Origin of the sequence: Pengzhenrongella phosphoraccumulans (assembly GCF_045689905.1) — a bacterium.
GTDB lineage: Bacteria > Actinomycetota > Actinomycetes > Actinomycetales > Cellulomonadaceae > Pengzhenrongella > Pengzhenrongella phosphoraccumulans.
Genome location: NZ_CP144210.1, coordinates 2768839 through 2793478, shown reverse-complemented (window position 1 = coordinate 2793478; position 24640 = coordinate 2768839). Strand labels below are relative to the sequence as shown.

Annotated in this window: 20 protein-coding genes and 2 riboswitches; of the genes, 7 read left to right on the top strand and 13 right to left on the bottom strand. The window is 70.9% G+C overall.

Going from position 1 to position 24640, the window contains the following annotated elements; all coding sequences use genetic code 11:
- Positions 1 to 46 precede the first annotated feature (46 nt).
- Positions 47 to 132, bottom strand: a riboswitch (ZMP/ZTP riboswitch).
- Positions 133 to 179: 47 nt separating this feature from the next.
- Positions 180 to 752: a GNAT family N-acetyltransferase gene (locus tag VTA80_RS12955; protein WP_407341509.1), complete on the bottom strand. Its 573-nt coding sequence runs from the start codon at positions 750 to 752 to the stop codon at positions 180 to 182.
- Between the two features lie 48 nt (positions 753 to 800).
- Between VTA80_RS12955 and purU the strand changes: the two genes are divergently transcribed.
- The 4 genes from purU to VTA80_RS12935 all read left to right on the top strand — a co-directional run bounded on the left by purU (position 801) and on the right by VTA80_RS12935 (position 5073).
- Positions 801 to 1697: a formyltetrahydrofolate deformylase gene (gene purU / locus VTA80_RS12950; protein WP_407341508.1), complete on the top strand. Its 897-nt coding sequence runs from the start codon at positions 801 to 803 to the stop codon at positions 1695 to 1697.
- 205 nt (positions 1698 to 1902) lie between these two features.
- Positions 1903 to 3189 (top strand): ABC transporter substrate-binding protein, encoded by a 1287-nt coding sequence (locus VTA80_RS12945; protein ID WP_407341507.1) that lies wholly within the window; start codon positions 1903 to 1905, stop codon positions 3187 to 3189.
- Positions 3190 to 3277: 88 nt separating this feature from the next.
- Positions 3278 to 4180, top strand: coding sequence for a carbohydrate ABC transporter permease (locus tag VTA80_RS12940; RefSeq protein ID WP_407341506.1), 903 nt, complete (start codon positions 3278 to 3280; stop codon positions 4178 to 4180).
- 110 nt (positions 4181 to 4290) lie between these two features.
- Positions 4291 to 5073 carry a carbohydrate ABC transporter permease gene (locus VTA80_RS12935; RefSeq protein ID WP_407345769.1) on the top strand — a complete coding sequence of 261 codons (783 nt, stop codon included), beginning with the start codon at positions 4291 to 4293 and terminating at the stop codon, positions 5071 to 5073.
- A 15-nt stretch (positions 5074 to 5088) separates the two neighbouring features.
- Here the strand turns inward: VTA80_RS12935 and pulA are convergent, their stop codons facing one another.
- The 4 genes from pulA to VTA80_RS12915 all read right to left on the bottom strand — a co-directional run bounded on the left by pulA (position 5089) and on the right by VTA80_RS12915 (position 13730).
- Positions 5089 to 10884, bottom strand: coding sequence for a pullulanase-type alpha-1,6-glucosidase (pulA, locus tag VTA80_RS12930; RefSeq protein ID WP_407341505.1), 5796 nt, complete (start codon positions 10882 to 10884; stop codon positions 5089 to 5091).
- Positions 10885 to 11048: 164 nt separating this feature from the next.
- On the bottom strand, positions 11049 to 11315 hold the full coding sequence (locus VTA80_RS12925; RefSeq protein WP_407341504.1) for a DUF167 domain-containing protein: 267 nt from the start codon (positions 11313 to 11315) through the stop codon (positions 11049 to 11051).
- A 148-nt stretch (positions 11316 to 11463) separates the two neighbouring features.
- Positions 11464 to 12456, bottom strand: a complete 993-nt coding sequence (locus VTA80_RS12920) for a malate dehydrogenase (RefSeq protein WP_407341503.1) — start codon at positions 12454 to 12456, stop codon at positions 11464 to 11466.
- A 56-nt stretch (positions 12457 to 12512) separates the two neighbouring features.
- Positions 12513 to 13730: an NADP-dependent isocitrate dehydrogenase gene (locus VTA80_RS12915; RefSeq protein WP_407341502.1), complete on the bottom strand. Its 1218-nt coding sequence runs from the start codon at positions 13728 to 13730 to the stop codon at positions 12513 to 12515.
- A gap of 280 nt (positions 13731 to 14010) precedes the next feature.
- Between VTA80_RS12915 and VTA80_RS12910 the strand changes: the two genes are divergently transcribed.
- Complete coding sequence (locus VTA80_RS12910) at positions 14011 to 14907, top strand: aquaporin (RefSeq protein WP_407341501.1); 897 nt, start codon at positions 14011 to 14013, stop codon at positions 14905 to 14907.
- A 50-nt stretch (positions 14908 to 14957) separates the two neighbouring features.
- Here VTA80_RS12910 and VTA80_RS12905 read toward each other — a convergent pair whose 3' ends face one another.
- On the bottom strand, positions 14958 to 15296 hold the full coding sequence (locus VTA80_RS12905) for a DUF3017 domain-containing protein (RefSeq protein ID WP_407341500.1): 339 nt from the start codon (positions 15294 to 15296) through the stop codon (positions 14958 to 14960).
- Positions 15297 to 15331: 35 nt separating this feature from the next.
- Between VTA80_RS12905 and VTA80_RS12900 the strand changes: the two genes are divergently transcribed.
- Positions 15332 to 16666, top strand: coding sequence for an NAD(P)/FAD-dependent oxidoreductase (locus VTA80_RS12900; protein ID WP_407341499.1), 1335 nt, complete (start codon positions 15332 to 15334; stop codon positions 16664 to 16666).
- Positions 16667 to 16681: 15 nt separating this feature from the next.
- On the opposite strand, the gene purH is transcribed toward VTA80_RS12900, so the two are convergent.
- Positions 16682 to 18301, bottom strand: a complete 1620-nt coding sequence (purH, locus tag VTA80_RS12895; RefSeq protein WP_407341498.1) for a bifunctional phosphoribosylaminoimidazolecarboxamide formyltransferase/IMP cyclohydrolase — start codon at positions 18299 to 18301, stop codon at positions 16682 to 16684.
- A 49-nt stretch (positions 18302 to 18350) separates the two neighbouring features.
- Positions 18351 to 18446: riboswitch (ZMP/ZTP riboswitch) on the bottom strand.
- 11 nt (positions 18447 to 18457) lie between these two features.
- Entirely contained in the window at positions 18458 to 19102 is a 645-nt protein-coding gene (gene purN, locus VTA80_RS12890; protein ID WP_407341497.1) for a phosphoribosylglycinamide formyltransferase, read from the bottom strand.
- A gap of 124 nt (positions 19103 to 19226) precedes the next feature.
- Between purN and VTA80_RS12885 the strand changes: the two genes are divergently transcribed.
- Positions 19227 to 19781, top strand: a complete 555-nt coding sequence (locus tag VTA80_RS12885; protein WP_407341496.1) for a hypothetical protein — start codon at positions 19227 to 19229, stop codon at positions 19779 to 19781.
- On the opposite strand, the gene VTA80_RS12880 is transcribed toward VTA80_RS12885, so the two are convergent.
- The 5 genes from VTA80_RS12880 to VTA80_RS12860 all read right to left on the bottom strand — a co-directional run bounded on the left by VTA80_RS12880 (position 19770) and on the right by VTA80_RS12860 (position 24563).
- On the bottom strand, positions 19770 to 21044 hold the full coding sequence (locus tag VTA80_RS12880; RefSeq protein WP_407341495.1) for a DUF6350 family protein: 1275 nt from the start codon (positions 21042 to 21044) through the stop codon (positions 19770 to 19772). The two genes, VTA80_RS12885 and VTA80_RS12880, sit on opposite strands and share 12 nt — an antisense overlap.
- A gap of 52 nt (positions 21045 to 21096) precedes the next feature.
- Positions 21097 to 21993 carry a succinate--CoA ligase subunit alpha gene (sucD, locus tag VTA80_RS12875; protein WP_407341494.1) on the bottom strand — a complete coding sequence of 299 codons (897 nt, stop codon included), beginning with the start codon at positions 21991 to 21993 and terminating at the stop codon, positions 21097 to 21099.
- A 34-nt stretch (positions 21994 to 22027) separates the two neighbouring features.
- A complete protein-coding gene (gene sucC / locus VTA80_RS12870; protein ID WP_407341493.1) occupies positions 22028 to 23194 on the bottom strand; it encodes an ADP-forming succinate--CoA ligase subunit beta in 1167 nt (388 codons plus the stop codon).
- A gap of 116 nt (positions 23195 to 23310) precedes the next feature.
- Positions 23311 to 23898, bottom strand: coding sequence for an OmpA family protein (locus VTA80_RS12865; RefSeq protein WP_407341492.1), 588 nt, complete (start codon positions 23896 to 23898; stop codon positions 23311 to 23313).
- Positions 23899 to 23900: 2 nt separating this feature from the next.
- Positions 23901 to 24563, bottom strand: a complete 663-nt coding sequence (locus tag VTA80_RS12860; protein ID WP_407341491.1) for a hypothetical protein — start codon at positions 24561 to 24563, stop codon at positions 23901 to 23903.
- Positions 24564 to 24640: the final 77 nt, after the last annotated feature.

Here is a 24640-nt window from a genome sequence, read left to right as displayed (position 1 = left end):
GTGGGGATCCCGGGTTCGGTCCGGGCACGCACACGGCTGTGTGGTGACCCGAGGCCCAGGCGTACGACCCGAAGTCTGCTGCTTACGTCGCTCCCCGGTGGTGACCCACCCTCGCCAGTTGCGACACCGCACAGACTAGCAATCGTCCGCGCCGGCGCGTCGACACCTTCCGCGGGTTGTCAGATCGTGCCCGACGGCGTCGTCGCGCCGGGCTGCGCGGCGTCGTCGGCCTCGTCGTCGGCCTCGTCGTCGGCCTCGTCGTCGGCCTCGTCGTCGTCACCCAGGATGCGGCGCAGGTAGGCGTACGTGAGGTCGCCCGCGGTGCGGTCGTACTGGTGCTCGTAGCCCTGCTTGGCGTACATCGCGAGGTTCTGCACCGAGTCCTGGCCGGTGAAGACCCAGACCTCCTCGGTGTTCTCGGGCAGGTGCGGCAGGATCGCGAGCAGCAGCTGCGTGCCGATCCCCTTGCCCTGGAGGTCGGGGGCGACCGCGAGGCGACCGAGCGTCGCCTTCTTCTCCTCGATCACGACCCGGATCGAACCGACCAGGCGGTGCCCGGCCCGGGCGCCCAGCGTGATCACGCCGTCGGCCGCGAGGTCCTCGCGGAGCTCGTGCAGGGTCTGCGTGAGCGGCGGGATGTTGGGGTCGCCGTAGATCTGCGCCTCACTCACGAAGGCGGCGCGGCGCAGCGTCAACAGCTCTCCGGCCTCCTCATCGGTGACGACCTGGATGGTGACGTCGGGTGCGCTCATGTGCCCATCGTCCCTCAGCCCAGGCGGGCCCGACTACCCTGAACTCTTGTGTCCCACGCCTCGGAACCTGTTGTCCACGCCGACAGCACCAGATCGTCCGATTTGACCCACTGGGTCCTCATTCTCTCGTGCCCCGATCGGCCGGGAATCGTGCACGCTGTCGCTGGCCTGCTGGCCGAGCGCGACGGCAACATCACCGAGTCGCAGCAGTTCGGCGATCCGCTGTCCGGGCAGTTCTTCATGCGCGTCCAGGTCGAGGCGGCCGCGACCCGGGCCGAGCTCACGCAGGCGCTGCTGGCGCTCGCCAAGCGGTTCGAGATGACCTGGAAGCTGGACATCGTCGGCCGCCCGATCCGCACCCTGGTGATGGGCTCGACCGCCGCGCACTGCCTCAACGACCTGGCGTTCCGCCAGCGGTCCGAGGGCCTGCCGATCGAGATCGTCGCCGTCGTGTCCAACCACACCGTGCTCGCCGAGCTGGCCGAGTTCTACGGCATCCCGTTCCACCACGTGCCCGTCACCCCCGCGACCCGGGCCGAGGCCGAGGCGCAGCTGCTCGACCTCGTGGCCGAGCTCGACGTCGAGCTCGTCGTGCTCGGTCGGTACATGCAGATCCTGTCCGACCACCTGTGCCGCGAGCTATCGGGGCGCGCGATCAACATCCACCACTCGTTCCTGCCCAGCTTCAAGGGCGCGCGGCCCTACGCCCAGGCCCACCAGCGCGGGGTCAAGCTCATCGGCGCGACCGCGCACTACGTCACGGCCGAGCTCGACGAGGGTCCGATCATCGAGCAGGACGTCGAGCGGGTCGACCACACGCGGCACGTCGAGGACCTGATGCGGCTGGGCCAGGACGTCGAACGTCGGGCCCTGGCCCGGGCCGTGCGCTGGCACGCCGAGCACCGGGTGCTCCTCGACGGTCGCCGCACGATCGTCTTCCGCTGACCTGACCCGCAGGACCCGACCAGCAGCACCTGACCAGCAAGGTCACGTTTTGGACTCGCCGACGCCCTCCCGATGGCCGATTCGGGCGTTGTGTGCTGAGGATGGAGCAGCGGAGCCCTGAGCACGCATCAGGGCGCAGGGTTCCGGCACCGACGGGTGTCGGCGCCGTCGACACCTTCAGACAGTGACGTCTTGAGGAGTATCGATGCGACGCATGGCAGCAGTTGCCGCGCTTGCCGCGGTCACCCTAGGCCTGGCCGCGTGCAGCAGCAGCGGCGATGAATCGACCAGCACGAGCTCCGGCTCGGGCTCCGCCGGGAGCGGCGGCGATGTCGAGGTCTTCACCTGGTGGGCGGCCGGCTCAGAGAAGCTCGGCCTCGACGCCCTCGTGGGCGTCTTCGAGACCCAGCACCCGGAGTACACCTTCGTCAACGGCGCGGTCGCCGGTGGTGCCGGGTCGGCGGCGAAGGACCTCCTGCAGTCCCGGCTCCAGGCCAACGACCCGCCGGACACCTTCCAGGCCCACGCGGGCAAGGAGCTCACGGACTACATCGACGCCGGCCAGCTCGAGGACGTCAGCCAGCTGTACACCGACTACAACCTCACCGACGTCTTCCCGCCGACGCTGATGGACCTGCTCACGGTCGACGGCAAGATCTACTCGATCCCGTCCAACATCCACCGCTCCAACATGGTGTGGGCGAACCCGGCCGTGCTCACGGCCGCGGGCATCGACCCGGCCGCGACCTACGACAGCATCGACGCGTGGTTCCCGGCACTCGACGCCATCAAGGCCACGGGCAAGACGGCGCTCTCGGTCGCGACGACCTGGACCCAGGTCAACCTGCTCGAGACCGTCCTCATGTCCGACCTCGGGCCGGACGCCTACATCGGGCTGTGGGACGGCACCACCGACTGGAAGAGCGCCGAGGTCACCAAGGCTCTGACGGACTTCCAGAAGCTCATGAGCTACACCAACACCGACCGTGACGGGCTCGACTGGCCCGAGGCGACCCAGCTCGTGATCGACGGCGGCGCCGCCTACAACGTGATGGGTGACTGGGCCGTGGCTGCGTTCGAGGAGCAGAGCAAGGTCGCGGGCACGGACTACATCTACTTCCCGGTTCCCGGATCGGCCGACCTGTTCGGCTTCCTGGCCGACTCGTTCACCCTTCCCGTCGGCGCCCCGAACCCGGACGGCGCCAAGGCGTGGCTCGACACGGTCGGCTCGCTCGAGGGCCAGACGGCGTTCAACAAGGCCAAGGGCTCCATCCCGGCCCGCACCGACGCGAACCCCGCCGACTTCAGCGAGTACCAGCAGTCGGCCATCAAGGCGTACGCGCAGGACACGATCGTGCCCTCGCTCGCCCACGGCGCCGCGGCGTCGATCACGGTCCTCACCGCGATCTCCGACGCGACGAGCAAGTTCACCACCGGTGCGTCCGACCTCGCGACGTACCAGTCCGAGCTGGCCGCGGCGGCAGCCTCCTAGCGCGCGCACGGTTCGATCTGATCGCTGGGCGGGCCGGGCAACCCCGGTCCGCCCAGCGCCACGAGTTCGTACCGATCGGAGGACCACCGTGCCGCGCCAGATCCGCAGGTGGGGGCCACCGCTGCTCCTCATCTCGCCGTCCCTCATCATCATCGGCGTGTTCGTCTACGGGTTGATCGCGATCAACATCAACACGTCGATGACCGACATCCACAAGGCCGCCCAGGCGACGGGGCGGCTGCCGCACGAGTTCGTGGGGCTCGAGAACTACCGTTCCCTGCTCGCCTCACCCGCCTTCCAGCACTCGCTGCGCAACCTGCTGATCTACACCGTGGTCTTCCTCGTCGGCACGATGGTGATGGGGTTCCTGTGGGCGTGGCTCCTCGACCGGCCCAGCCGCGGCGAGGGCATCTTCCGGTCGGTCTACCTCTTCCCGATGGCCGTGTCGTTCATCGCGTCGGGGGTCGTGTGGCGCTGGTTGCTCAACTCCAACCAGGGTGCGAACGCCAGTGGGCTCAACCGCCTGTTCCAGATCCTCGGCGTGCCGTTCCTGCAGAACAACTGGTGGAACAACGTCAACTACGGGATCGCCGCGATCGCGATCCCGGCGATCTGGCAGCTGTCCGGGTACGTGATGGCGCTGTTCCTGGCCGGGTTCCGGGGCATCCCCGAGGAGCTGCGTGAGGCGGGCCGGATCGACGGCGCGAGCGAGTGGAAGCTCTACCGGTACGTGCTCTTCCCGCAGCTGTCGCCCGTCGCGCTCTCGGCGATCGTGATCATCGGACACATGTCGCTCAAGGCGTTCGACCTGATCATGTCGATCTCGAAGCCCGCGAACTACCAGACCAAGGTGCCGGCGGTCGACATGTACGTCTTCAAGTCCGCGTTCAACTACGCCGACGCCGCCGCCGTCGGCGTGATCCTGCTGGTCATCGTGGCGATCCTCATCGTGCCCTACCTGGTGCACACGGCCCGGGCGGAGAAATCATGACCGCGCTCACGACCGACGGCCTCGCCGCCCCGCTCGGGCACGCCGCCGCGGACCACCGTCCCCGGTCCCGCAACCGCTTCAGCGTGGCCCGCACGCTCAAGTTCCTCGCGATGCTGTTCTTCCTGCTCATCGTGCTGATCCCGGTGTACGTCCTGGTGGTCACGAGCTTCAAGGGGGTCGGGGACGCCTCGCCCGCCCGCGCCTGGTCGCTGCCGCAGAGCTGGACCACCGAGAACTGGCAGGCTGCCTGGACGGCCCTGTCCCCCGCGATCTTCCGCACGCTGCAGATGGTGGTCCCGGCGGCGCTCATCTCGTCGTTCCTCGGCTCGATGAACGGCTTCGTGCTCTCCCGGTGGCGGTTCCCGGGGGCGGACCTCGTGTTCACGCTCATCCTGTTCGGGATGTTCATCCCGTACCAGGCCGTGATGATCCCGCTCCTGCAGCTCGTGCTCGGGTCGGGGCTGCCGAGCGGCATCCCGTCGCTGATCGTGCTGCACGTGATCTACGGCATCCCGATCACCACGCTGATCTTCCGCAACTACTACATGTCGGTCCCGAACGAGCTCATCGAGGCGGCCCGGGTCGACGGCGCGGGCATGCTCCGCACCTACTTCTCCGTGGTCCTGCCCATCTCGGTACCGAGCTTCGTCGTCGTGCTGATCTGGCAGTTCACCTCGGCGTGGAACGACTTCCTGTTCGCCGTGTTCTTCTCCTCGAGCCAGAACGGCCCCGTGACCCTCGCGCTGAACAACCTGGCCAACGGGGCGCTGCTGCAGAACTACGGGGTGTCGATGGCCGGGGCCCTCCTGGCGTCGGCCCCGACCCTCCTCGTCTACATCCTGCTGGGCCGCTACTTCATCGGCGGCCTGATGAGCGGCTCGGTCAAGGGCTGACCGAGCCGCCCGTGCTCAGCGCCAGTCCCACCAGTGACCGTGGTGGTGCATCGGCTGCGCCTCGGTCAGGACGGCGACCGTTCTCGGCGGCACCGTGACCTCGCCGGTCGCCTTGGTCCAGGCCGTGGCGTGCACGACGGCGTCTGCGCCGCGCGCCTGCACCGGCGAGAGCCTCAGGTCGTGCCCTGCGAGGGCGTCGACCTGCTGGGTGACCGGCTCGTCGCTCGCGTTGAACACGACGAGCATCCCGGCCAGCGACTTGTCGACGTCCTTGCCGACCGTGTCGTCGACGCGCATGACGATCACGCCGGGGGCGGCGTCCGGACCGCTGTCCGGGAACGTCACCTTCTGCTCGATCAGCGCGGCGCTGCCGAGACGGAACAGCGGGGTCGAGAACCGCAGGCGCAGCAGGTCCTCGGCCTGCGCCGCGGCCGTCGCGATGTCGGCCGGGGCCGGCTTGAGGGCCGGGTCGGCCAGCAGCGGACCCTGGATCGGCCACTTGGCCTTGTTGTCCGCCGTCGGCGGCAGGCCACGGCCGAAGCCGTTGTCCTGACCCGTGAAGTCCAGCGAGTTGAACCAGTCGCCGGAGTCGTAGCTGTTGCGGTCGAGCGACTTGCTCCGCAGCAGGTCCGAGCCCGCGTGCCAGAACGACGGCGTCTGGGCCAGCGCGGTGGTCGCCAGCGACAGGGTGTTCATGCGCACCCGGTCGTCCATCGACGTGTTCACCGGCAGCTTGTACATCAGCGAGTCGAACAGCGTCTCGTTGTCGTGCGCGTCGACGTAGGAGATGACCTCCTCCGGGGAGTCGGCATACCCCGCCGCCACCCCGTTGTAGTCGACCTGCGCGCCCGTGCGGACCGTGCCGTCGCTGGCCAGGAACTCGAAGCCGCGCAGGTTGCCGGCCAGCCCGAGGCGCACGAGGTCGCCGTCGTGCTGGACCCGCGCGAGCTGCTCCGCCTCGGTGCCGTTGGCCACCACGCCGTTCGGATCGGTGTAACCACCGCTGCCGAAGCCCTGGATGCGGGGGTCCTCGTCGAAGGGCCCGCCGCCCCGGACGCCGTCGCGCAGCCGGTCGCTGAAGGTCCCGATGCCGGTGCCGCCGAGCTGACCCTGCTTGGCCTGCTGGAAGAGCCGGTTCGCGGCGACCTCACCGAAGTCCCAACCCTCGCCGTACAGGTAGACGGCCTTGCCGTCGACGCCGTCGTGACGCACGGTCAGCGCGTCGAGCGCCGAGCGCACGGCCATCATCGTGTCGGTCGAGTGGTGCCCCATGAGGTCGAACCGGAACCCGTCGACCTTGTAGTCGCGGGCCCACAGCACGACGGAGTCGACCATGAGCTTCTCGGCCATCTGGTGCTCGGTCGCCACGTTCTGGCAGCACGTCGAGGTCTCGACCGCGCCCGCCGCGTTGAGGCGCTGGTAGTACCCGGGCACCACGCGGTCGAGCACCGACTTCGGGTCCTGACCGCTGGCTGTGGTGTGGTTGAACACCTGGTCGAGCACGACCTGCAGGCCGTCGGAGTGCAGCGCGCCGACCATCGTGCGGAACTCCGCCACGCGGGCGCCGCCGTTCGGGTTGACCGCGTAGGACCCCTCCGGGGTGGAGAAGTGCAGCGGGTCGTAGCCCCAGTTGAAGCCGTCGGTGCCGGCGACCGCGCCGACCGCCGCCTGCTGCTGGTCGGAATCCGGTGCGAACGACGCCAGGTCGCCCGCGGGCACGGCCTGGGCCGCGCGGTCCTCCTCGATGGTGGCGATGTCGAACGTCGGGAGCAGGTGCACCGTGGTCAGACCCGCCTTGGCGAGCTCACGCAGGTGCAGGCGCCCGGAACCGTTCGTCGCGAACGCGCCGTACGTGCCACGCAGCGGCGCGGGGACGGTCGCGTCGTTGATGGAGAAGTCACGCACGTGCAGCTCGTAGATGGTCTGGTCGACCGGCTTGACGACGGGCTGCTTGGCCTTCTCCCACGTCTTGGGCCGGTAGGCCTTGTCCGCGAGGTCCACGAGCACGGAGTGCGTCGAGTTGGTCGTCAGCGCGACCGAGTACGGGTCGGTGACCTGGTTGACCTCGACCTTGTCGGTGGTCGGCGCGTACACCGTCACCTCGTAGCGGTAGGCGGCGCCGACCCAGGACTTCGCGCCCTTGGCCGTCCAGGAACCGTCCGCCTGGCGGGTCATGGCGACCCGCTGCGGCTCTGCTGTCGTGGCCACATCGCCCGCCCAGAGCAGGAGGTCGACCTTCTGCGCCGTCGGTGCCCACAGGGCGAGCGACGGCTTGCCCTTCTTCCAGGTCGCTCCGAGCTTCGTGTCGGCCGCGTCCGCGGCGAACAGGTCGTCGACGACGCCCGGGATCTGAACCCCGGTGATCGCCTGCGCAGAGGCGTCGGCGCCGTACTGCGCGACGAGCAGCTCGCCGGTCAGGAGCGCCTCGACGGCGCTCCGATCGGTCCCGGCGGGGAGCTTCAGGGCGATGGAGCCCGTCAGCGCCGGGAAGCGCGCCACCTGGGCGGCCGTGAGTCCGGTCGCGTCGAACGCCAGGTCGAGCGCGCTCGCACCGACGACGACGCCGTCGGTCACCGTGAGCGCGGCGTCCGGCGTCGCGTGGAGCTTCCACGCGAGCGTCGCCGGGTCGGTGCCGGTCGGCACCCACGCGGAGGGCCACGCGATGGTGCTCGCGTCGATCCACTGAGCCCGCTGCTCGCCGGTGCCAGGCAGCGGCGGGTCGGTGGCCTCGATGGTCAGCAGGTGCGTGGCGAGCGTGTAGCTGAAGGTGGTCGGCTTGCCGGTCGAGGCGCTGAACGCGATGTTGCCGCCGTTCAGCACGCCGTCGGCGCCGTAGTTCTCGGTCCAGCCGAGGTTGTGCGCGACCTTCGTCTCGTAGGTGCCGCTGGGGATCTTGTCGGTCGTGTAGGTGAACACGCCGTCGCCGTCGAGGTCCTGCAGCCAGGCCGCGAGGCAGTCGGGCATCCAGTCGGCGGCGCAGCCGACCTCGCTCTGCTCGGAGCCCGGCAGGGTGAGGATCGGACCCTGTGCGCTGGAGGTGAAGTAGTGCGTGATCGGGTCGTAGTAGAACGTGATCTCGCCGCCGGCGTGGGTGTAGGTGGCGTTGTCGCCACCGGCCACCCCGCCGACGCCGTAGTTGATGTCCCACGCGCCGTCGATCGCGACCTTGTACTGGTAGGTCCCGGCCGGGAGCGTGTACGTGCCGGCGAACATGCCGTCGGCGCGCTTCGTGAGCTGGGCCTGCGTGCACAGCGGCATCCAGTCGCTCGCGCACCCCATCTCCGAGTTGTGGTCCCCGGCGACCGTGACGGTCTTCGGGCCGGTCTCGACCGGCGGTGCCGGCGGGAGCGCGCCGTCGACGGCGACGCCGACGCTCGCGAACGTGGACGCGGCCGCCTTGGCGCCCGCAGCGTCGACGGACACGGCGCGGTACTCGACGAGCGTGCCCTTGGCGAGAGAGCTGACGTCGTGGAAGACGCGCGGGACATCGGACTCGGCGGTGCCGAGCGCTGTCCACGCGGTGTCACCAGCGACGCGGTAGGAGAAGCTCGTCTGCTGCCAGACGTTCTTGTCCACTGCGGCCGTGACCGGGACGAGCCCGCCGACGGCGGCCCCCGCGGTCGGGGCGGCGACGGTCATGGTCGAGGCCACGGCGGGCGCCGCGACCATCTTGTCAGCGACGAGCACGACGGCTGCCAGGGCCGGGACCGTCACGGTGAGCTGTCCGGCGGCGTCGGACGTCGTCGGCGTGGTGTCCCCGTAGAGCACGCTGAAGTTCGCGCCGGGGGTCAGGGTCGTCAGGGTGATCGTGCGCGCGGCGTCGGAGTTGTTCAGCGCGACGAGGTGCTCGATCTTCTCGGTGGCCTCGACGCGCGAGAACGCGTACGCCGTGGCGTCCGAGAACCGCTCGATCTGGGCGCCGCGGGAGAGCGCGGGCGTGGTCTCGCGGAGCGCGGACAGCGCCGAGATGTGCTGGTAGAGCGGCGCCGCGGTGTCGAAACGGTCGACCGAGCCGGCCACCTCACCGGTGAGCAGCTTCTGGCCCGAGTACTCGGGGATCTGGCTCGCGAACATCGACTGCCGCGAGTCCTTGTCCTTGCCGCCGAGGGTGCCGTCGCCGACGAAGCCCTGCTCGTCGCCGTAGTAGACGACCGGCTGGCCGCGTGTGAAGTACATGAGGGAGTGCGCGAGCTCCGACCGGGCGAGCGGGTTGCTCCCACCCTTGACGAAGTAGCCGACGCGGCCCATGTCGTGGTTGCCGAGGAAGGTCGGCAGAGCCGTGGCGCTCGAGTCGGGGGTCGTGTAGTAGTCGTCGCTCGCGAACAGCTTCGACAGCCCGTCGCCGGAGAAGCCCTGGGCGAACCCGGTCGCCCCCGCCTGGAACGCGAAGTCGAGCACCGAGCTCATGTCGGTCTTGCGGACGTACGGGCTCGTCTTGGCGGCGTCGGCGTCGTAGACCTCGCCGAACATGAAGAAGTCCGGCTTGCCGGCGGCGTGCGCGTAGTCGAGGACCTTCGTGGTCCAGGTCTGCCAGAACTCCAGGTTGACGTGCTTGACGGTGTCGATCCGGAAGCCGTCGATGCCGAGGTCGACCCACTGGTCGTAGACGTCGACGAAGCCATTGACGACCGTCGGGTTCTCGGTCATGAGGTCGTCCAGGCCGTCGAAGTCGCCGTAGGTGACCGACTCCCCCGCCCAGGTCGAGTTGCCGCGGTTGTGGTAGAGCGTCGGGTCGTTGAGCCAGGCCGGCACCTTGAGGTCCGTGTCGGCGGAGCGAATAGTCGGCGTGTACGGGAACGACGTCGCGGCGTCCATGGCCGGGAACGCGGGCGTGCCCGCGACGGCGGACGGGTCGAAGGTGTTGCCGGTGGCGTCCTTGTAGGGCGCGGTCGCCTGGTCGAGGTAGTCGTACTTGCCCTGTGTGTAGTCGATGACGTCGGCGGTGTGGTTCGTGATGATGTCGAAGTAGACCTTGATGCCACGCGTGTGCGCGTCGGCGATCAGGGCCTCGAGCTCGGCGTTCGTGCCCAGGTGCGGGTCGATCTGGGTGAAGTCGGTGATCCAGTACCCGTGGTACCCGGCCGAGGCGTTCGCCCCCGTGCCCTGGACCGCCTTGTTCTTGAACGACGGCGTGAGCCAGATCGCGGTGGTGCCCAGTCCCTCGATGTAGTCGAGGTTGTTCTTCAGGCCGGTGAGGTCGCCACCGTTGTAGAAGCCCTTGTTCGTCGGGTCGAAGCCCGTCGTGAGCGCGTCACCGGTGAGCCCGCCCGTGTCGTTCGTGGTGTCGCCGTTGGCGAACCGGTCGGTCATGACGAAGTAGAACTGCTCCGCCGAGCCGGGCTGGCGCACGGGCGGCGCGACGAGTGCGTCGTCGGCCGCGGTGTAGGTCGTCGGGAGGTCGACGGGCGTGATGGCGATCCGGTGCGCGGTGTCGTCGAACGCGAACCGCAGCGTGGTGGTGCCCGCGAGCACGAGGGGGGCGTTGTCGGCGCCGCCGTCGATGCCGTACGCCTCGTCCCAGGTGTCGTTCACGGCGACCTTGTACTCGTACGTGCCCGCCGGGACGGAGAACTCGGCGGCGTAGACGCCGTCGACCCCCGAGGGCAGCAGCTCGGAGGCGGCGCACTCGGGCTGCCAGTCGGCCGTGCAGCCGAGCTCGGACTGCAGCGAACCGACGAGGGCGAATGTTCGGGCGGCGGCTGCGGCGGTCCCGGTGACGCCGGGAGGTGCGAAGGCGGCGCCGGTGAGAGCGACCGCCGTGGCTGCGGCGAGCGCAACCAGGGGTCGCAGGCGAGCGGTGACGGTGGTCATCCTTGACTCCTTGGGCGCCGGCACACCTGTGTGCGGGCTATGGGCTTGTAACGGAGAGTAACGCTGCGCTGCAACTTACAGCAAGCGTTTCTCACCCCGTACTTCACCCGGCACTTTTCCTCATGTGCCCAAAGCATCCCCAAGGGGGATGAAACGCCGCGGGACTAGGCGCCGCGAAGCTCCGCCAGGCGCGCCGAGATCTCGTCCGGCTCGAGGTCGACCTCGACGAGCTTGTCGCGGCTCGTAGCGCCGGACACGAGCCACACGTGGCGTCGTCGGGCCCCCAGGGCGTCCGCGAGCGCGGCGAGCGCCTCCTCGGTCGCGCCGCCGTCGACGGCCCGGGCATTCACCGCGACCACGAGCCGGTCTCCGTACATCCCGCCGACCTTGGCCCGCGAGGACCCGGGCTTGACCCTGATCGCAATCCGCACGCGACTCCCCTCCCTATTACCACCCCGAACCCACCGACCCCCCATCCTCCGCCCCACCCAGCACAACGTCCGAGCCGCAACGTCCTTTCGGACGTCACGGCTCGGACGGTGGGGGTGATGCTGGGGTGATGCTGGGGTGATGCTGAGGTCAGATCAGGCCGAGGGCTCGGACCGCGTCGCGCTCGTCGATGAGCTCGGCGACCGAGAGGTGGATCCGGCCGCGCGAGAAGTCGTCGATCTCGAGCCCCTGGACGATCTCCCACTCGCCGTTCTTCGAGATCACCGGGAACGACGAGATCAGGCCGGCCGGAACGCCGTAGGACCCGTCCGAGACGACGGCGGCCGAGGTCCAGCCGCCCGCCGGGGTCCCGTTGACCCAGTCGTACACGTGGCTGATCGCCGCGTTGGCCGCGGAGGCCGCCGACGACGCACCGCGCGCCTCGATGATCGCCGCGCCGCGCTTGGCGACCGTGGGGATGAAGGTGTCCTCGAGCCAGGCCTGGTCGTTGATGACCTCCGCCGCCGGCCGACCCGAGATCTCCGCGTGGAAGATGTCCGGGTACTGGGTGGCCGAGTGGTTGCCCCAGATCGTGAGCTTCTCGATCTCGGTGAGCGCGACCCCGGCCTTGGTGGCGAGCTGGCCCAGCGCGCGGTTGTGGTCGAGCCGGGTCATCGCGGTGAACCGTCCCGCCGGGACGTCCGGAGCGTGCGAGGCCGCGATCAGGGCGTTGGTGTTGGCCGGGTTGCCGACGACGAGCACGCGGATGTCGTCCGCGGCGCCGCCGTTGATCGCGGCACCCTGCGGCCCGAAGATCCCGCCGTTGGCCTGGAGCAGGTCGCCGCGCTCCATGCCTGCCGAGCGCGGGCGAGCGCCGACGAGCAGCGCCACGTTGGCACCCTCGAAGCCGCCCTTCGGCTCGTCGAAGATGTCGATGCCCGCCAGGAGCGGGAACGCGCAGTCGTCGAGCTCCATCGCGATGCCCTCGGCGGCGCGGACCCCCTGCGGGATCTCGAGCAGCCGGAGCCGGACGGGAGTGTTCGGGCCGAGCAGCTGGCCCGACGCGATGCGGAAGAGCAGGGCGTAACCGATCTGGCCGGCGGCACCGGTGATGGTGACGTTGACCGGGGTGTTGCTTGCCATCGCAGAACTCCTTTGAACTGTTCGAGGGACTGCCCGAGGCTGGCTAGGACGGGATGCTAGGAGAGGCGCTTGCTGAGGTTCTCGTCGAGCGAGGCGAGGAAGGCTTCGGTGGTCTGGAACGGCTGGTCCGGACCGACGAGGAGCGCGAGGTCCTTGGTCATCGACCCGGCCTCGACGGTCTTGATGATGACGTCCTCGAGGGTCTCGGCGAACGCGATCACCTCGGGCGTGCCGTCGAGCTTGCCGCGGTGCTTGAGGCCGCCGGTCCAGGCGAAGATCGAGGCGATCGGGTTGGTCGACGTCGGACGCCCCGCCTGGTGCTGGCGGTAGTGCCGGGTGACCGTGCCGTGCGCGGCCTCGGCCAGAGCGGTCTTCCCGTCGGGGGTCAGCAGGACGGACGTCATCAGGCCGAGCGAACCGAAGCCCTGCGCGACCGTGTCGGACTGGACGTCGCCGTCGTAGTTCTTGCAGGCCCAGACGTAGCCGCCCTCCCACTTCATCGCGGCCGCGACCATGTCGTCGATCAGGCGGTGCTCGTAGGTGAGGCCGGCGGCGTCGAACTGCTCCTTGTACTCGGTGTCGAACACCTCCTGGAAGATGTCCTTGAAGGCGCCGTCGTAGGCCTTGAGGATCGTGTTCTTGGTCGACAGGTAGACCGGGTAGCCGCGCTGCAGCCCGTAGGCGAGCGAGGCGCGTGCGAAGTCGCGGATCGAGTCGTTGAAGTTGTACATCCCCATCGCGACGCCGCCGCCCTCGGGGTAGGTGACGACCTGCTGATGGATCGGCTCCGAGCCGTCCGCGGGGGTGAACGTCATGGTGAGCGTCCCGGCGCCGGGAACCTTGAAGTTCGTCGCGCGGTACTGGTCGCCGAACGCGTGCCGGCCGATGACGATCGGCTTGTTCCAGCCGGGCACGAGCCGAGGGATGTTCGAGATGATGATCGGCTCGCGGAAGACGACGCCGCCGAGGATGTTGCGGACCGTCCCGTTGGGCGAGAGCCACATCTTCTTCAGGCCGAACTCCTCGACGCGTGCCTCGTCGGGGGTGATCGTGGCGCACTTCACGCCGACGCCGTGCTCCTTGATCGCCAGGGCGGCGTCGATCGTGACCTGGTCGTCGGTCGCGTCGCGGTTCTCGATCGACAGGTCGAAGTAGCGCAGGTCGATGTCGAGGTAGGGGTGGATGAGGCGGTCCCTGATGAAGTGCCAGATGATCCGTGTCATCTCGTCGCCATCGAGCTCGACGACGGGTCCGACTACCTTGATCTTGGCCATGCGGGGCTCTCCTGTGCTCGGTTCCTACGTCCGGCCAGATTACTCGACATCGAGAGATCTCGGCCTGTGGTTTCGCCCCCAGACCTGGTCGGGTCTGCGCCGCAAGTGCCATGCTGGGTGGCGCACAGCCGACGCCCAGGCGCGTTTGACATGCTCACAGGGGTCGGCATGCCCGGCCCACGCTCCGCGCGCCACGCTCACCGAAGACAGGAAGCACATGTCGAAGGACACGCCCGAACCCAGCACGCCCGTCAACGCAACTCCTCCCACGCCCGAATCGGTGCTGCCTGAATCGGTGCTGGGGCAGGACGCCGGTGATGACCTCCTCGTGGACGACCTCATCGTCGAGCCCGTCCGGCCGATCCTGCTTGCACGCCTGGGCGCCGAGGCCGTCGGCTCGTTCATGATCGTGCTCATCGGTCTCGGGATCGCGCTCTACACGCCGCTCACGGGGGCCGCCGCGCTCGGCACCTCGCTCGGCTTCGGCCTGGCGCTGATCGGCGGGACGATCGCCTTCGGGCACATCTCCGGCGGTCACTTCAACCCCGCCGTCACGATCGGCGCGGCCATCGCCGGCCGGTCGCCGTGGAGCGAGGTGCTTCCGTACTGGCTCGCGCAGGTCATCGGCGCCGCCCTTGCCGCGGGCGCCCTGTTCCTGACGATCCCGTCGACGCTCCCGACCCTGGTCAGCCAGGGTGCGGACGCCACCACGCGCTCGTTCTTCGGTGCGACCGCGAACGGCTTCGGCGCGCACTCCCCGCTCGCGACGCTGTCGTCGGGCTCCGCGTCGTTCGACCTCGTGCCGGCGCTGCTGATCGAGATCCTCGGGACCGCCCTGCTCGTCGGCGTCGTGCTCGGCGCGACGAACCGGCGCGCGAAGTTCAGCCTCGCGCCGTTCGCGTTCGGGCTCACGTACGCGGTCCTGATCCTGGTCGCCTCGCCGATCACCAACGGCGGGCTCAACCCGGCCCGCTCCACGGCCGCCGCGCTGTTCTCGGACACCTCGGCGCTCTCGCAGCTGTGGCTCTTCTGGGTCGCACCGCTGGTCGGTGCCGCCCTGGCCGCTCTCGCCTACCGGGCGTTCGCTGCCTCGCCGGTCGCGGACAACCTCCTGGAGGACGACGACCTGCTGGTGACCGGCGGCGACGAGCTCATCGTCGAGAACACCGGCAACTGATTTCACCAAGCAGCTGACGTCACCGGCCGCCCCCACCTCGGTGGGGGCGGTCAGCGGGTCGGGATGATCTGCGACAGGACCCCGATGCCGATCGCGAGGCCGAACAGGATCGTGACGTCGAGCGTGCGCGAGCGCACCGTGAGGGCCGCCGCGCCGGGCGGCGGCAGGATCGCCCGCACGACGCCGGCCGCCGCGAGCATGAGGGCCAGCGCGAGCGCGCCGACGGGCACCCCCCGCACGAGCACGAGCGCGACCGATACGGCGATGCCCCCGGTGGTCCACCAGAGCGTCGGGCTGCGGCCCGCCGCGAGCGAGGCGCGGGCGGCCGCGCGCGCGTCCAGCGGCCCCTCGGGGTCGTGAGCGCGGTCCGTTCCCTGGTGCTGCGGCATGTCTGGGCCTCCCGGCCGGAGACTACCGTTGCCGCGTGCCCACCCCCTCACAGCGAGAGCTCGCCGTCCGGTCGGTCGTCGTCGTCGGCGCCGGCCTCGCGGGCGCCCAGACCGTCGCCGCGCTTCGAGACCAGGGCTTCGACGGTCGGATCACCCTGATCGGCGGCGAAAGCCGGGCACCGTACGACCGCCCCCCGCTCTCCAAGCACCTGCTCGACCGCACCGAGCCGGCGTGGCTCACCGACGAGCTCGGCGTCGACGTCCTCGCCCTGGCCGACGACGTCCGGCTCGCCACCGCGGCCACGCACCTGACCGTCCGGCCCGACGGCGTCACGGTGGCCACCGCGCTCGACACGGTCGACGCGGAGAGGGTCGACGCGGACACGGTCGACGCGGACGCCGTCGTGATCGCCACCGGCTCGCGCGCGCTGCGACCGGCCCTCTGGTCCGGTGCGGTGACGCTCCAGACGGCCGACGACGCCGCCGCCCTGCGCGCCCGGCTCCGACCCGGAGCCCGCCTCGTGATCGTCGGCGCCGGCTGGATCGGCGCGGAGGTCGCCGGCGTCGTGGCAGCCACGGGCATCGAGGTCACGGTCGTGGAGGCGGCGCCGTCACCCCTGGCCGCAGCGCTCGGGGCCGTCGTGGGCGCGCTCACCACGCCGTGGTACCGGGCGGCCGGCGTGCGGCTGCTGACCGGGATCCCGGCGGCCGAGGTCCGCGCGGACGGGGTGCGCCTCGCCGACGGCTCCGAGCTCCCGGCCGACGTCGTGCTCGCCGCGGTCGGCGCGCGACCCGCCACCGCGTGGCTCGGCTCCTTGCCCCGAGAGCCCGACGGCTCGCTCGTGGTCGACGCGGGGTATCGCGTGGTCGGCGCACACGGTCAGGTGCACGCTCGCGTGCACGCCGTCGGTGACGTCGCCCGACGACGCTCCGCCCGGCACGGCTGGGTCCCGGGTGGCCACTGGGACGGCGCGCTGCGCAGCCCGGGCATCGCGGTCCGCGCACTGCTGGGTGGGCCTGGCGTCGATCCCCGGCCCGACGACGACTTTGCGCCGTACGTCTTCTCGACCCAGCTCGGCCACGAGCTGGCGATGTTCGGCCTGCCGACCGTCGCCGACCACATCAACCACGTCGACCGCGCGCGCGACGAGGTGCGCTTGCGCGGCGACCCTCGCGGCGACCCTCGCGGCGACGGCGGCTGGACGGCCCTGTGGTTCAGCCCCGCCGGCGAGCTCACCGGGCTGCTGGCGGTCGACCGGCCGCGCGACGTCGCCGCCGCGCGGCGCCTGTTCGCCGCCGCGACCCTCCCCCGGCTCGACCCGGCCATCGCCGCCGACCCGAGCCGGCCCCTGCGGGACGCCGTCCGCTAGAACGCGGCTGGGCCGTCAGTGCGCGAAGTGGCGAGTCCCCGTGAGGTAGAGCGTCGCCCCGGCCGCCTCGGCGGCCGCGATCACCTCGGCGTCACGCACGGACCCCCCGGGCTGCACGACCGCCCGTACCCCGGCGTCGAGCAGCACCTGCAGGCCGTCGGCGAACGGGAAGAACGCGTCGGAGGCCGCGACCGAGCCGCGCGCCCGACCCTCGGGACCGGTTCCCGCACGCTCGACCGCCAGCTTGCACGAGTCCACCCGGTTGACCTGCCCCATCCCGACGCCGACCGACGCGCCGCCCGAGGCGAGCAGGATCGCGTTCGACTTCACCGCGCGCACCGCGCGCCACGCGAACGCCAGGTCGGCGAGCGTCGCGGCGTCGGCCGGGGCGCCGGCGGCGAGCTGCCACGAGGTGGGGTCGTCGCCCGGGGCATCGATGCGGTCCGCCTGCTGCATGAGCGCACCGCCGCTGATCGGGCGGAGCTCGACGGCCTGCCGCGGCGCGGAGTCGAGGCGGAGCAGCCGGAGGTTCTTCTTCGCGGTGAGGATCGCGAGCGCCTCCGGCTCGAAGCCGGGCGCCACGACGACCTCGGTGAACACCGGCGCGACCTGCGCCGCCATGGCCGCGGTGACGATGCGGTTGGTCGCGATCACGCCGCCGTAGGCGGACAGCGGGTCGCACGCGTGCGCCTTGGCGTGCGCCTGCGCGATGTCCGCGCCCACCGCGATCCCGCACGGGTTGGCGTGCTTGATGATCGCGACGGCAGGACCCTCGTGGTCGTGCGCGGCCCGCCAGGCGGCGTCGGCGTCGACGTAGTTGTTGTAGCTCATCTCCTTGCCGTGCAGCTGGGTCGCCTGCGCGAGCCCGCTCGTCCCGTCACCCAGGACGTACAAGGCGGCCTGCTGGTGCGGGTTCTCGCCGTAGCGCAGCACCGAGCTCCGGTTCCAGGTGCCGCCGACCCAGGCGGGGAACGGCGAGGCCGGGGCCTCGGTCGCCGGGGCCTGCGTCGACGCGGCCGGGGCCAGCACGCTGCCGAACCAGCTGGCGACCGCGACGTCGTAGGTGGCCGTGTGCACGAACGCCGCCGCAGCGAGCGCGCGCCGCTCGGCGAGCGTGAAGCCCGCGGCCTGGATCGAGCCGTACTGCTCGGGGTCGACGACGACCGCGACGCTGGGGTGGTTCTTCGCGGCGGCCCGCACCATCGACGGTCCACCGATGTCGATCTGCTCGACGCACTCGTCGGGCGTCGCGCCCGAGGCGACGGTCGCGGCGAACGGGTACAGGTTGACGACGACGAGGTCGAACGCGGCGATCCCGAGGTCGGCGAGCTGGGCGAGGTGCTCGGGGCGGCGCGTGTCGGCGAGGATCCCGGCGTGCACGCGCGGGTGGAGCGTCTTGACGCGACCGTCGAGGCACTCCGGGAAGCCCGTGAGCTCCTCGACCGGCGTGACGGGCACCCCGGCGGCGGCGATGGTGGCCGCGGTCGACCCGGTCGAGACGATCTCGACGCCGGCGGCGTGCAGCGTGGTGGCGAGCTCGACGAGCCCGGTCTTGTCATACACGCTCACGAGCGCGCGCCGCAGCGGGCGGCAGGTCTGCGAGCTGGTCGGATCAGTGGTCGGATCAAGGTTCACGGAGCACTCCCGGGTCGGCACGGCCTGTGCGCGAAGCACAGTGGATGGACCCAGGCGCCCAGGCGAACGACGCACCGGCTGATCGATCTACGGCCGCTCCCCGGTGGTTGAACCCACCTCAGGTACGCCAGTCACGGCCGTGGCAAGGGTAACGGATCAGGCGACGACGACGTGCCGTCCGTCGACCGTGAGGGTCCCGCGCGCGATCCGGCCGACCCACTCGACGAGCAGCGCGCGCTCGGCGACCTTGATGCGCTCGTGCAGGCTCGCCTCGTCGTCGTGGTCGTCGACGGCGATCGCGACCTGGGCGACGATCGGCCCGGTGTCGACCCCGGCGTCGACCACGTGCAGCGTGCAGCCGGTGACCTTGACGCCGTACTCGAGCGCGTCCCGCACCCCGTGCGCACCGGGGAACGCCGGCAGCAGCGCGGGGTGGGTGTTGAGCACACGGGCGGGGAAGCGCGCCAGGAACCCGGCTCCGAGGATCCGCATGAACCCCGCGCTCACGATCAGGTCGGGTCGGAAGATCGCGGCCGTCTCAGCCAGTCCGCGGTCCCAGTTGGCGCGGTCGTCGAAGTCGCGCGGCGCGACGACGGCCGTCGGGATGCCGGCCGAACGGGCGACGTCGAGCGCACCCGCGGCAGCCCGGTCGCTCACGACTCCGACGACCCGCGCGCCGTAGGCCACGTCGTCGTGCGCGTCGAGAAGGGCGGCGAGATTGCTGCCCGTGCCGGAGACGAGCACGACGACCCGATGCGCCGTGGTGGTGGCGGGTCGATGCTGTCCGGGGGCTGCGGTCACGGCGACGACCTTAGCCGTCTCGACCTGATCCGCGACGTACCGATCCGTACACTGAGTCCCGCGCAGTGAGTTCAGCACAGCCAGTTCCGCAGCCGACCGGCTGCCGTGGGATCGAGGAGGGCACGTGGGCAATCCGTACGCACCGCCGTCGGGCAATGCGCCGCGCCCGCCGGCGCCCGCACCGCACCCGCCCGCACCGCTCCCGCACCCGATCCCCGGCCCGCCCGGTCCGTCCCGACCCGGCGAGCCCGACGAGGTCGGCCGGACGGCGCCGCGACCCGACCCCGAGGCCGCGCGCGCGGCGAGCCGGCGCGTCCTGCACTTCGCGCTGCTCCTGCTCGCCGGCGTGGTCACGAGCGCGCTGCCGCTCCCCTGGCAGGCGGCCTCGCTCGGGTTCGTCGTGGCCGCCCTGGTCGTGGGCGTGCGCGCGCTGATCTCGGTCTGGCGCGCGGGCCTGCGCGGCGTGGTCGTGCCGATGCTCGCGATCGGGCTCGCGTTCACCGCGCTGATGTCGATGGCCCTCGCGAGCCTGCTCGCGCTGTGGCCCGTGCAGCTGGAGCGGCAGCAGTGCCTCGACGGCGCGCTGACCATCGCCGCGACCCAGAAGTGCCAGGTCGACTTCCAGAGCACGCTCGAGGACCGGCTGCGCGAGCTCGGCCGGAGCGGCTCAGCCTCGTAGCCTGCGCCAGGCCCCTGCGACCGCGGCGCGGAACTCGATGCTCGCCGGCAGCACCACGAGCGCACTCCCGAGCCCCACCCCGCCGGCGACGACCAGCCCCACGATCAGCCCCGAGGCCCCGACCTCGGACATCCGCGCCGGCCCTGCCGATCCGCTCGCGAGCGACACCCCGGCACCGACGACGATCCCCGCCGCCAGGGCGAGCGCGCCGCACGCGAGCAACCCGTGCCACCACAGGTCGCGCGGCAGGCGCCCGTGCAGCCACCAGCCAGCCACCGCCCCGACGACGACGAGCACGACCGGCAACCAGCTCGTCAGCGCGGTCAGGCTGCCCGTGGGCAGCGCGCCGAGCAGCGGCAGCGCAGGCAGCGGCGCGGACACCACACCGCTCGCGGCGAAGTGCGACCCGGCACCGACCGCGTACCCCGGTCCGGCGACGTAGGCGAGCGCCCACCCGACGAGGTTGGGCACCAGGGCCAGCTGGGCGATCACCAGCACCGCGCTGCCGATCGGGTCGAGCTCGAGGCTGTTCCCGACGTCGACGATCGTCTCGCGTCCCGCGACGATCCAGCCCACCGTGACCAGGACGGCCACCGCGACCAGCAGCGCGGCGGCGAGCAACCCGGCCGTGGCACCGGCCCGGACGACCCCCGACACCCGGATCCACAGCGGCCGGGTCAGGTTCCGCAACGGCGGCGCGTCCGCGTGCGAGAGCAGCCCCGCACCGAGCCCGAGCGCGCTGACGCACGCGCCCCCGACCAGCGCGCGCACGATCCCGAGCGGGCCGAAGGAGATCGCCAGCGCCGTGCCGAGGACCACCAGCAGGTACCCGCCGATCGCGGCCGCGTACCCCGACCAGGCCGGTCGCCCGGACCGGCGGGCGGAGGCGAAGCACGCGAAGACGGCCAGCATCGTGATCCCGAGCGGCATGAGCGTGATCGCGACGCCACCGGCGCGCAGCGGGACCCCGTGCCCGAGCAGCCAGATCCCCGAACCCACGCCGACGGACCGCAACCAGCCGATGTCGTCGTTGGACGGGTCGGCCGAGGTCGCGACGTAGGCCGCGAGGGTCGGCGCGACCACGACCGCGAGCGACAAGATCGCCGCCTGCAGCCCGGCAGCGAGCCCGGCCGCCCAGCGCGGGGCGCCGTCGATCGCGCTCCCCGGGCTGCGTGGCGCGGGGTCGCCGAGGGTCAGGAGCCGGCGGCCCGCCTGGGAGAGCCGCTCGGACGCACTGGACTGGGGACCCGTCGAACCGCTCACGTCCCCATCGTCGCCTGGGACCGCCCGACGGGACGCCCCGGCGCGCCGCAGGTCAGGTCAGGATCGCGCGGATCAGGTCGGCGGTCTCGCTCGGCGTCTTGCCGACCTTGACCCCGGCGGCCTCGAGGGCCTCCTTCTTGGCCTGTGCGGTGCCCGACGAGCCCGACACGATGGCGCCGGCGTGGCCCATGGTCTTGCCCTCCGGGGCAGTGAAGCCCGCGACGTAGCCCACGACGGGCTTGGTCACGTGCTCGGCGATGTACGCGGCGGCGCGCTCCTCGGCGTCGCCCCCGATCTCGCCGATCAGCACGATCACCTCGGTGTCGGGGTCCGCCTCGAACGCCTCGAGGGCGTCGATGTGGGTGGTGCCGATGATCGGGTCGCCACCGATGCCGATCGCGGTGGAGAAGCCGAGGTCCCGCAGCTCGTACATCATCTGGTAGGTCAGCGTGCCCGACTTGGACACGAGCCCGATCTTGCCGGCGCCCGCGATGTCCGCCGGGATGATGCCGACGTTCGACTTTCCGGGGCTGATCAGGCCGGGGCAGTTCGGGCCGATGAGGCGCACGCCACGCGCCTTGGCGTAGGTGAAGAACTCGGCGGTGTCCTTGACCGGGACGCCCTCGGTGATAATGACGACGAGCGGCACGCCGGCGTCGACGGCCTCGATGACCGCAAGCTTGGTGAAGGCCGGCGGCACGAACACGACGGACACGTTCGCACCGGACGTCGCGACGGCGTCGGCCACCGAGCCATAGACAGGGATGTCGATGGTGTCGCCCGTGCCGTCACCGACGGGGAACTCGACAGTCGTGCCGGCCTTGCGGGGGTTCACTCCGCCGATCACCGTGGTGCCGCCCGCGAGCATGCGGGTGGTGTGCTTCATCCCCTCGGTGCCGGTCATGCCCTGGACGATGACCCTCGAGTCCGAGGTCAGGAAGATTGCCATGGTTGCGTTGTCTCTTCTCTAGCGTCGACGGGCGTCAGGCGTTGGCCAGCTGGGCGGCCTTCGCCGCGCCGCCGTCCATCGTGTCGGCCAGGGTGACCAGCGGGTGCGCGGCCGCAGCGAGGATCGCGCGACCCTCGAGGACGTTGTTGCCGTCCAGCCGGACGACGAGCGGCTTGGTCGCGTGGTCGCCGAGGATCTTCAGCGCGTCGACGATGCCGTTGGCCACCTCGTCGCACGCGGTGATCCCGCCGAAGACGTTGACGAAGACCGACTTGACCTGCGGGTCGGACAGGATGATGTCGAGCCCGTTGGCCATGACCTCGGCCGAGGCGCCGCCCCCGATGTCGAGGAAGTTGGCGGGCTTGACGCCGCCGTGCAGCTGACCGGCGAGCGCGACGACGTCGAGCGTGCTCATCACGAGCCCGGCACCGTTGCCGATGACCCCGACCGTGCCGTCGAGCTTGACGTAGTTGAGGCCCTTCGCCTTGGCGCGGGCCTCGAGCGGGTCGGCGGAGGCCGCGTCCTCGAGCTCGAGGTGGTCGGCGTGCCGGAACCCGGCGTTCTCGTCAAGGGTGACCTTGCCGTCGAGCGCCACGATGGCGCCGTCCTCCGTGCGCACCAGCGGGTTCACCTCGACGAGCGTGGCGTCCTCGTTGCGGTAGACGTCCCAGAGCTTGATGAACACCTGGGCGATCGGGCCGGCGACGTCGGGCGCGAAGCCCGCGGCGGCAGCGAGCTCGGCCGCCTTGGCCGCATCGATGCCGACGAGGGGGTCGACGGCGACCTTCGCGAGCGCCTCGGGGCGTTCGACGGCGAGCACCTCGATCTCGACGCCGCCCTCGACGGACGCCATCGCGAGGTACCGACGCTCGGACCGGTCCAGGAGCAGAGAGAAGTAGTACTCCTCGGCGATCTTGGCACCGGCGGCGATCATGACCTGGTGGACGGTGTGACCCTTGATGTCCATGCCGAGGATCTCGGCGGCCTTCTCGGCCGCCTCGTCGGGCGTGTGCGCGAGCTTGACGCCGCCGGCCTTGCCGCGGCCACCGACCTTGACCTGCGCCTTGACGACCACGGTCCCGCCGCCGAGCGACACCGCGCCGGCGCGGGCCTCCTCCGGAGTGGTGGCGACCACGCCGCCGAGCACGGGGACGCCGTGCTTCTCGAAGATGTCGCGTGCCTGGTACTCGAACAGGTCCACCTGGATTGCGTCCTTCCGTCGACCGCGGGCGTGAGCACTGGATGGCCACGTCGCCAACCTGAGCCTAGTCGGATTCACGCAGATATCTTCATATCGAGAGATGTGATCCAGATCGCCTACGCCCCGGCGTAGGTCAGTTCGACGCGGCGGTTCAGGGCCCGACCGGCAGGGTTGTCACCGCCGCCGACCGTGTTGGGCGCCACCTCGGCGGCGCTGCCGTGGCCGGCGACGGTCAGGACGAGGTCGGGCCGCGCCGCCGCCAGCGTCGCGGCGACGGCTTGCGCGCGCTGCTCGGACAGCGGGACGTTGATGGTGTCCCCTCCGAGGGAGTCGGTGTAGCCGTCGACGGCGACCGCGGCACCCTGGGCGATGCCCGCGACCAGTTCGGGGATGGCGGTGGCCGCCGCGGGGGTCAGGGCGGCTTGACCGAACTCGAACAGCAGGTCGGAGGTCAGGGTCACGACCGCTTTGCCGCCCTTCTCCTCGGTCGTCTCGAACCCCGTGACAGACGCGGCGGCGTCCAGGGGCAGCACCGACTCGACGGCGATCTCGCCGAGGTCGATCACTGCCGACGAGAGCATCTCGGCGGTAATCTCCGCGGCTTCGAGCCGCTCAAGGTCGACATCCGGCTCGGTGGCCGCTGACGCGACCCCGGCACCCTGGACGAGCAGCACGAAGCCGACGAGCGCAGACGTGGCCCCCATTTTCATGACGCTCGCGCCGCCTCGGTCGGCGTGACCGCGGAGAAGCTCGGCCAGCCGTCGATCACGACGGCGTCAAAGATCGCGTCATCGTCCTGCGGTGCGGCGAACACGGCCCACGCCTCGACGGTGGAGTGGTTGGGGAAGGTGAAGAAGACCTCATTGCTCGGCGACACGAGGGCGGACTGGCCGCACTCGACCCAGCTGGCGATTCCGGCAGACCAGGAACCGCTGGTGCACAGCGGGCGGTACTGCTTGAGGTTGATCCCGTCGGTGAGCGTCGGCAGGTTCTCCACGCTCAGGTAGTGGAGGTTGGTCGTGGCGTCGTCCGCGGCGTCAGGGTTGTCCCACCTGAAGGCCCAGCGCAACGTCATGGTCTTTCCGGACACCTCGAGGGCGCGCAGCGTCGTCGTGACCGTCCCGCCGGGGGCGTGTTCCGGGTCGCTGGCGGTCGCATCGAAGGTCTGCTCGGAGAGCACCGCCGTGGTGGTCCCGACCGTCGAGGTCCCGGCCTTGTCCCCAGCCGGTCCACCGTCGGTCTTGGCGGTCCCTGCCGACGCCGATGAGTCCGCCGCGACGGCCTCGTCACCACCACCGGTGCATCCCGCCAAGGCGATCACCATCGCGAGGGCCGCGGGCGCGAGCAGGAGTCGAGATGTGTTCCGCATGGCAGGGGATTCCAGTCGTCAGACACTCGGGGGCGCTACGGAAGGAGTCCCGTACCTGATCAGGACCCTATCGTCCG

Coding starts and splice junctions, on each gene's coding strand:
- VTA80_RS12945 (WP_407341507.1), top strand. CDS start 1,903: ATGCGACGCATGGCAGCAGTTGCCGCGCTTGCCGCGGTCACCCTAGGC.
- VTA80_RS12920 (WP_407341503.1), bottom strand. CDS start 12,456: ATGGCAAGCAACACCCCGGTCAACGTCACCATCACCGGTGCCGCCGGC.
- VTA80_RS12955 (WP_407341509.1), bottom strand. CDS start 752: ATGAGCGCACCCGACGTCACCATCCAGGTCGTCACCGATGAGGAGGCC.
- VTA80_RS12860 (WP_407341491.1), bottom strand. CDS start 24,563: ATGCGGAACACATCTCGACTCCTGCTCGCGCCCGCGGCCCTCGCGATG.
- VTA80_RS12915 (WP_407341502.1), bottom strand. CDS start 13,730: ATGGCCAAGATCAAGGTAGTCGGACCCGTCGTCGAGCTCGATGGCGAC.
- VTA80_RS12935 (WP_407345769.1), top strand. CDS start 4,291: ATGCTGTTCTTCCTGCTCATCGTGCTGATCCCGGTGTACGTCCTGGTG.
- VTA80_RS12905 (WP_407341500.1), bottom strand. CDS start 15,296: ATGCCGCAGCACCAGGGAACGGACCGCGCTCACGACCCCGAGGGGCCG.
- sucD (WP_407341494.1), bottom strand. CDS start 21,993: ATGGCAATCTTCCTGACCTCGGACTCGAGGGTCATCGTCCAGGGCATG.
- pulA (WP_407341505.1), bottom strand. CDS start 10,884: ATGACCACCGTCACCGCTCGCCTGCGACCCCTGGTTGCGCTCGCCGCA.
- VTA80_RS12865 (WP_407341492.1), bottom strand. CDS start 23,898: ATGGGGGCCACGTCTGCGCTCGTCGGCTTCGTGCTGCTCGTCCAGGGT.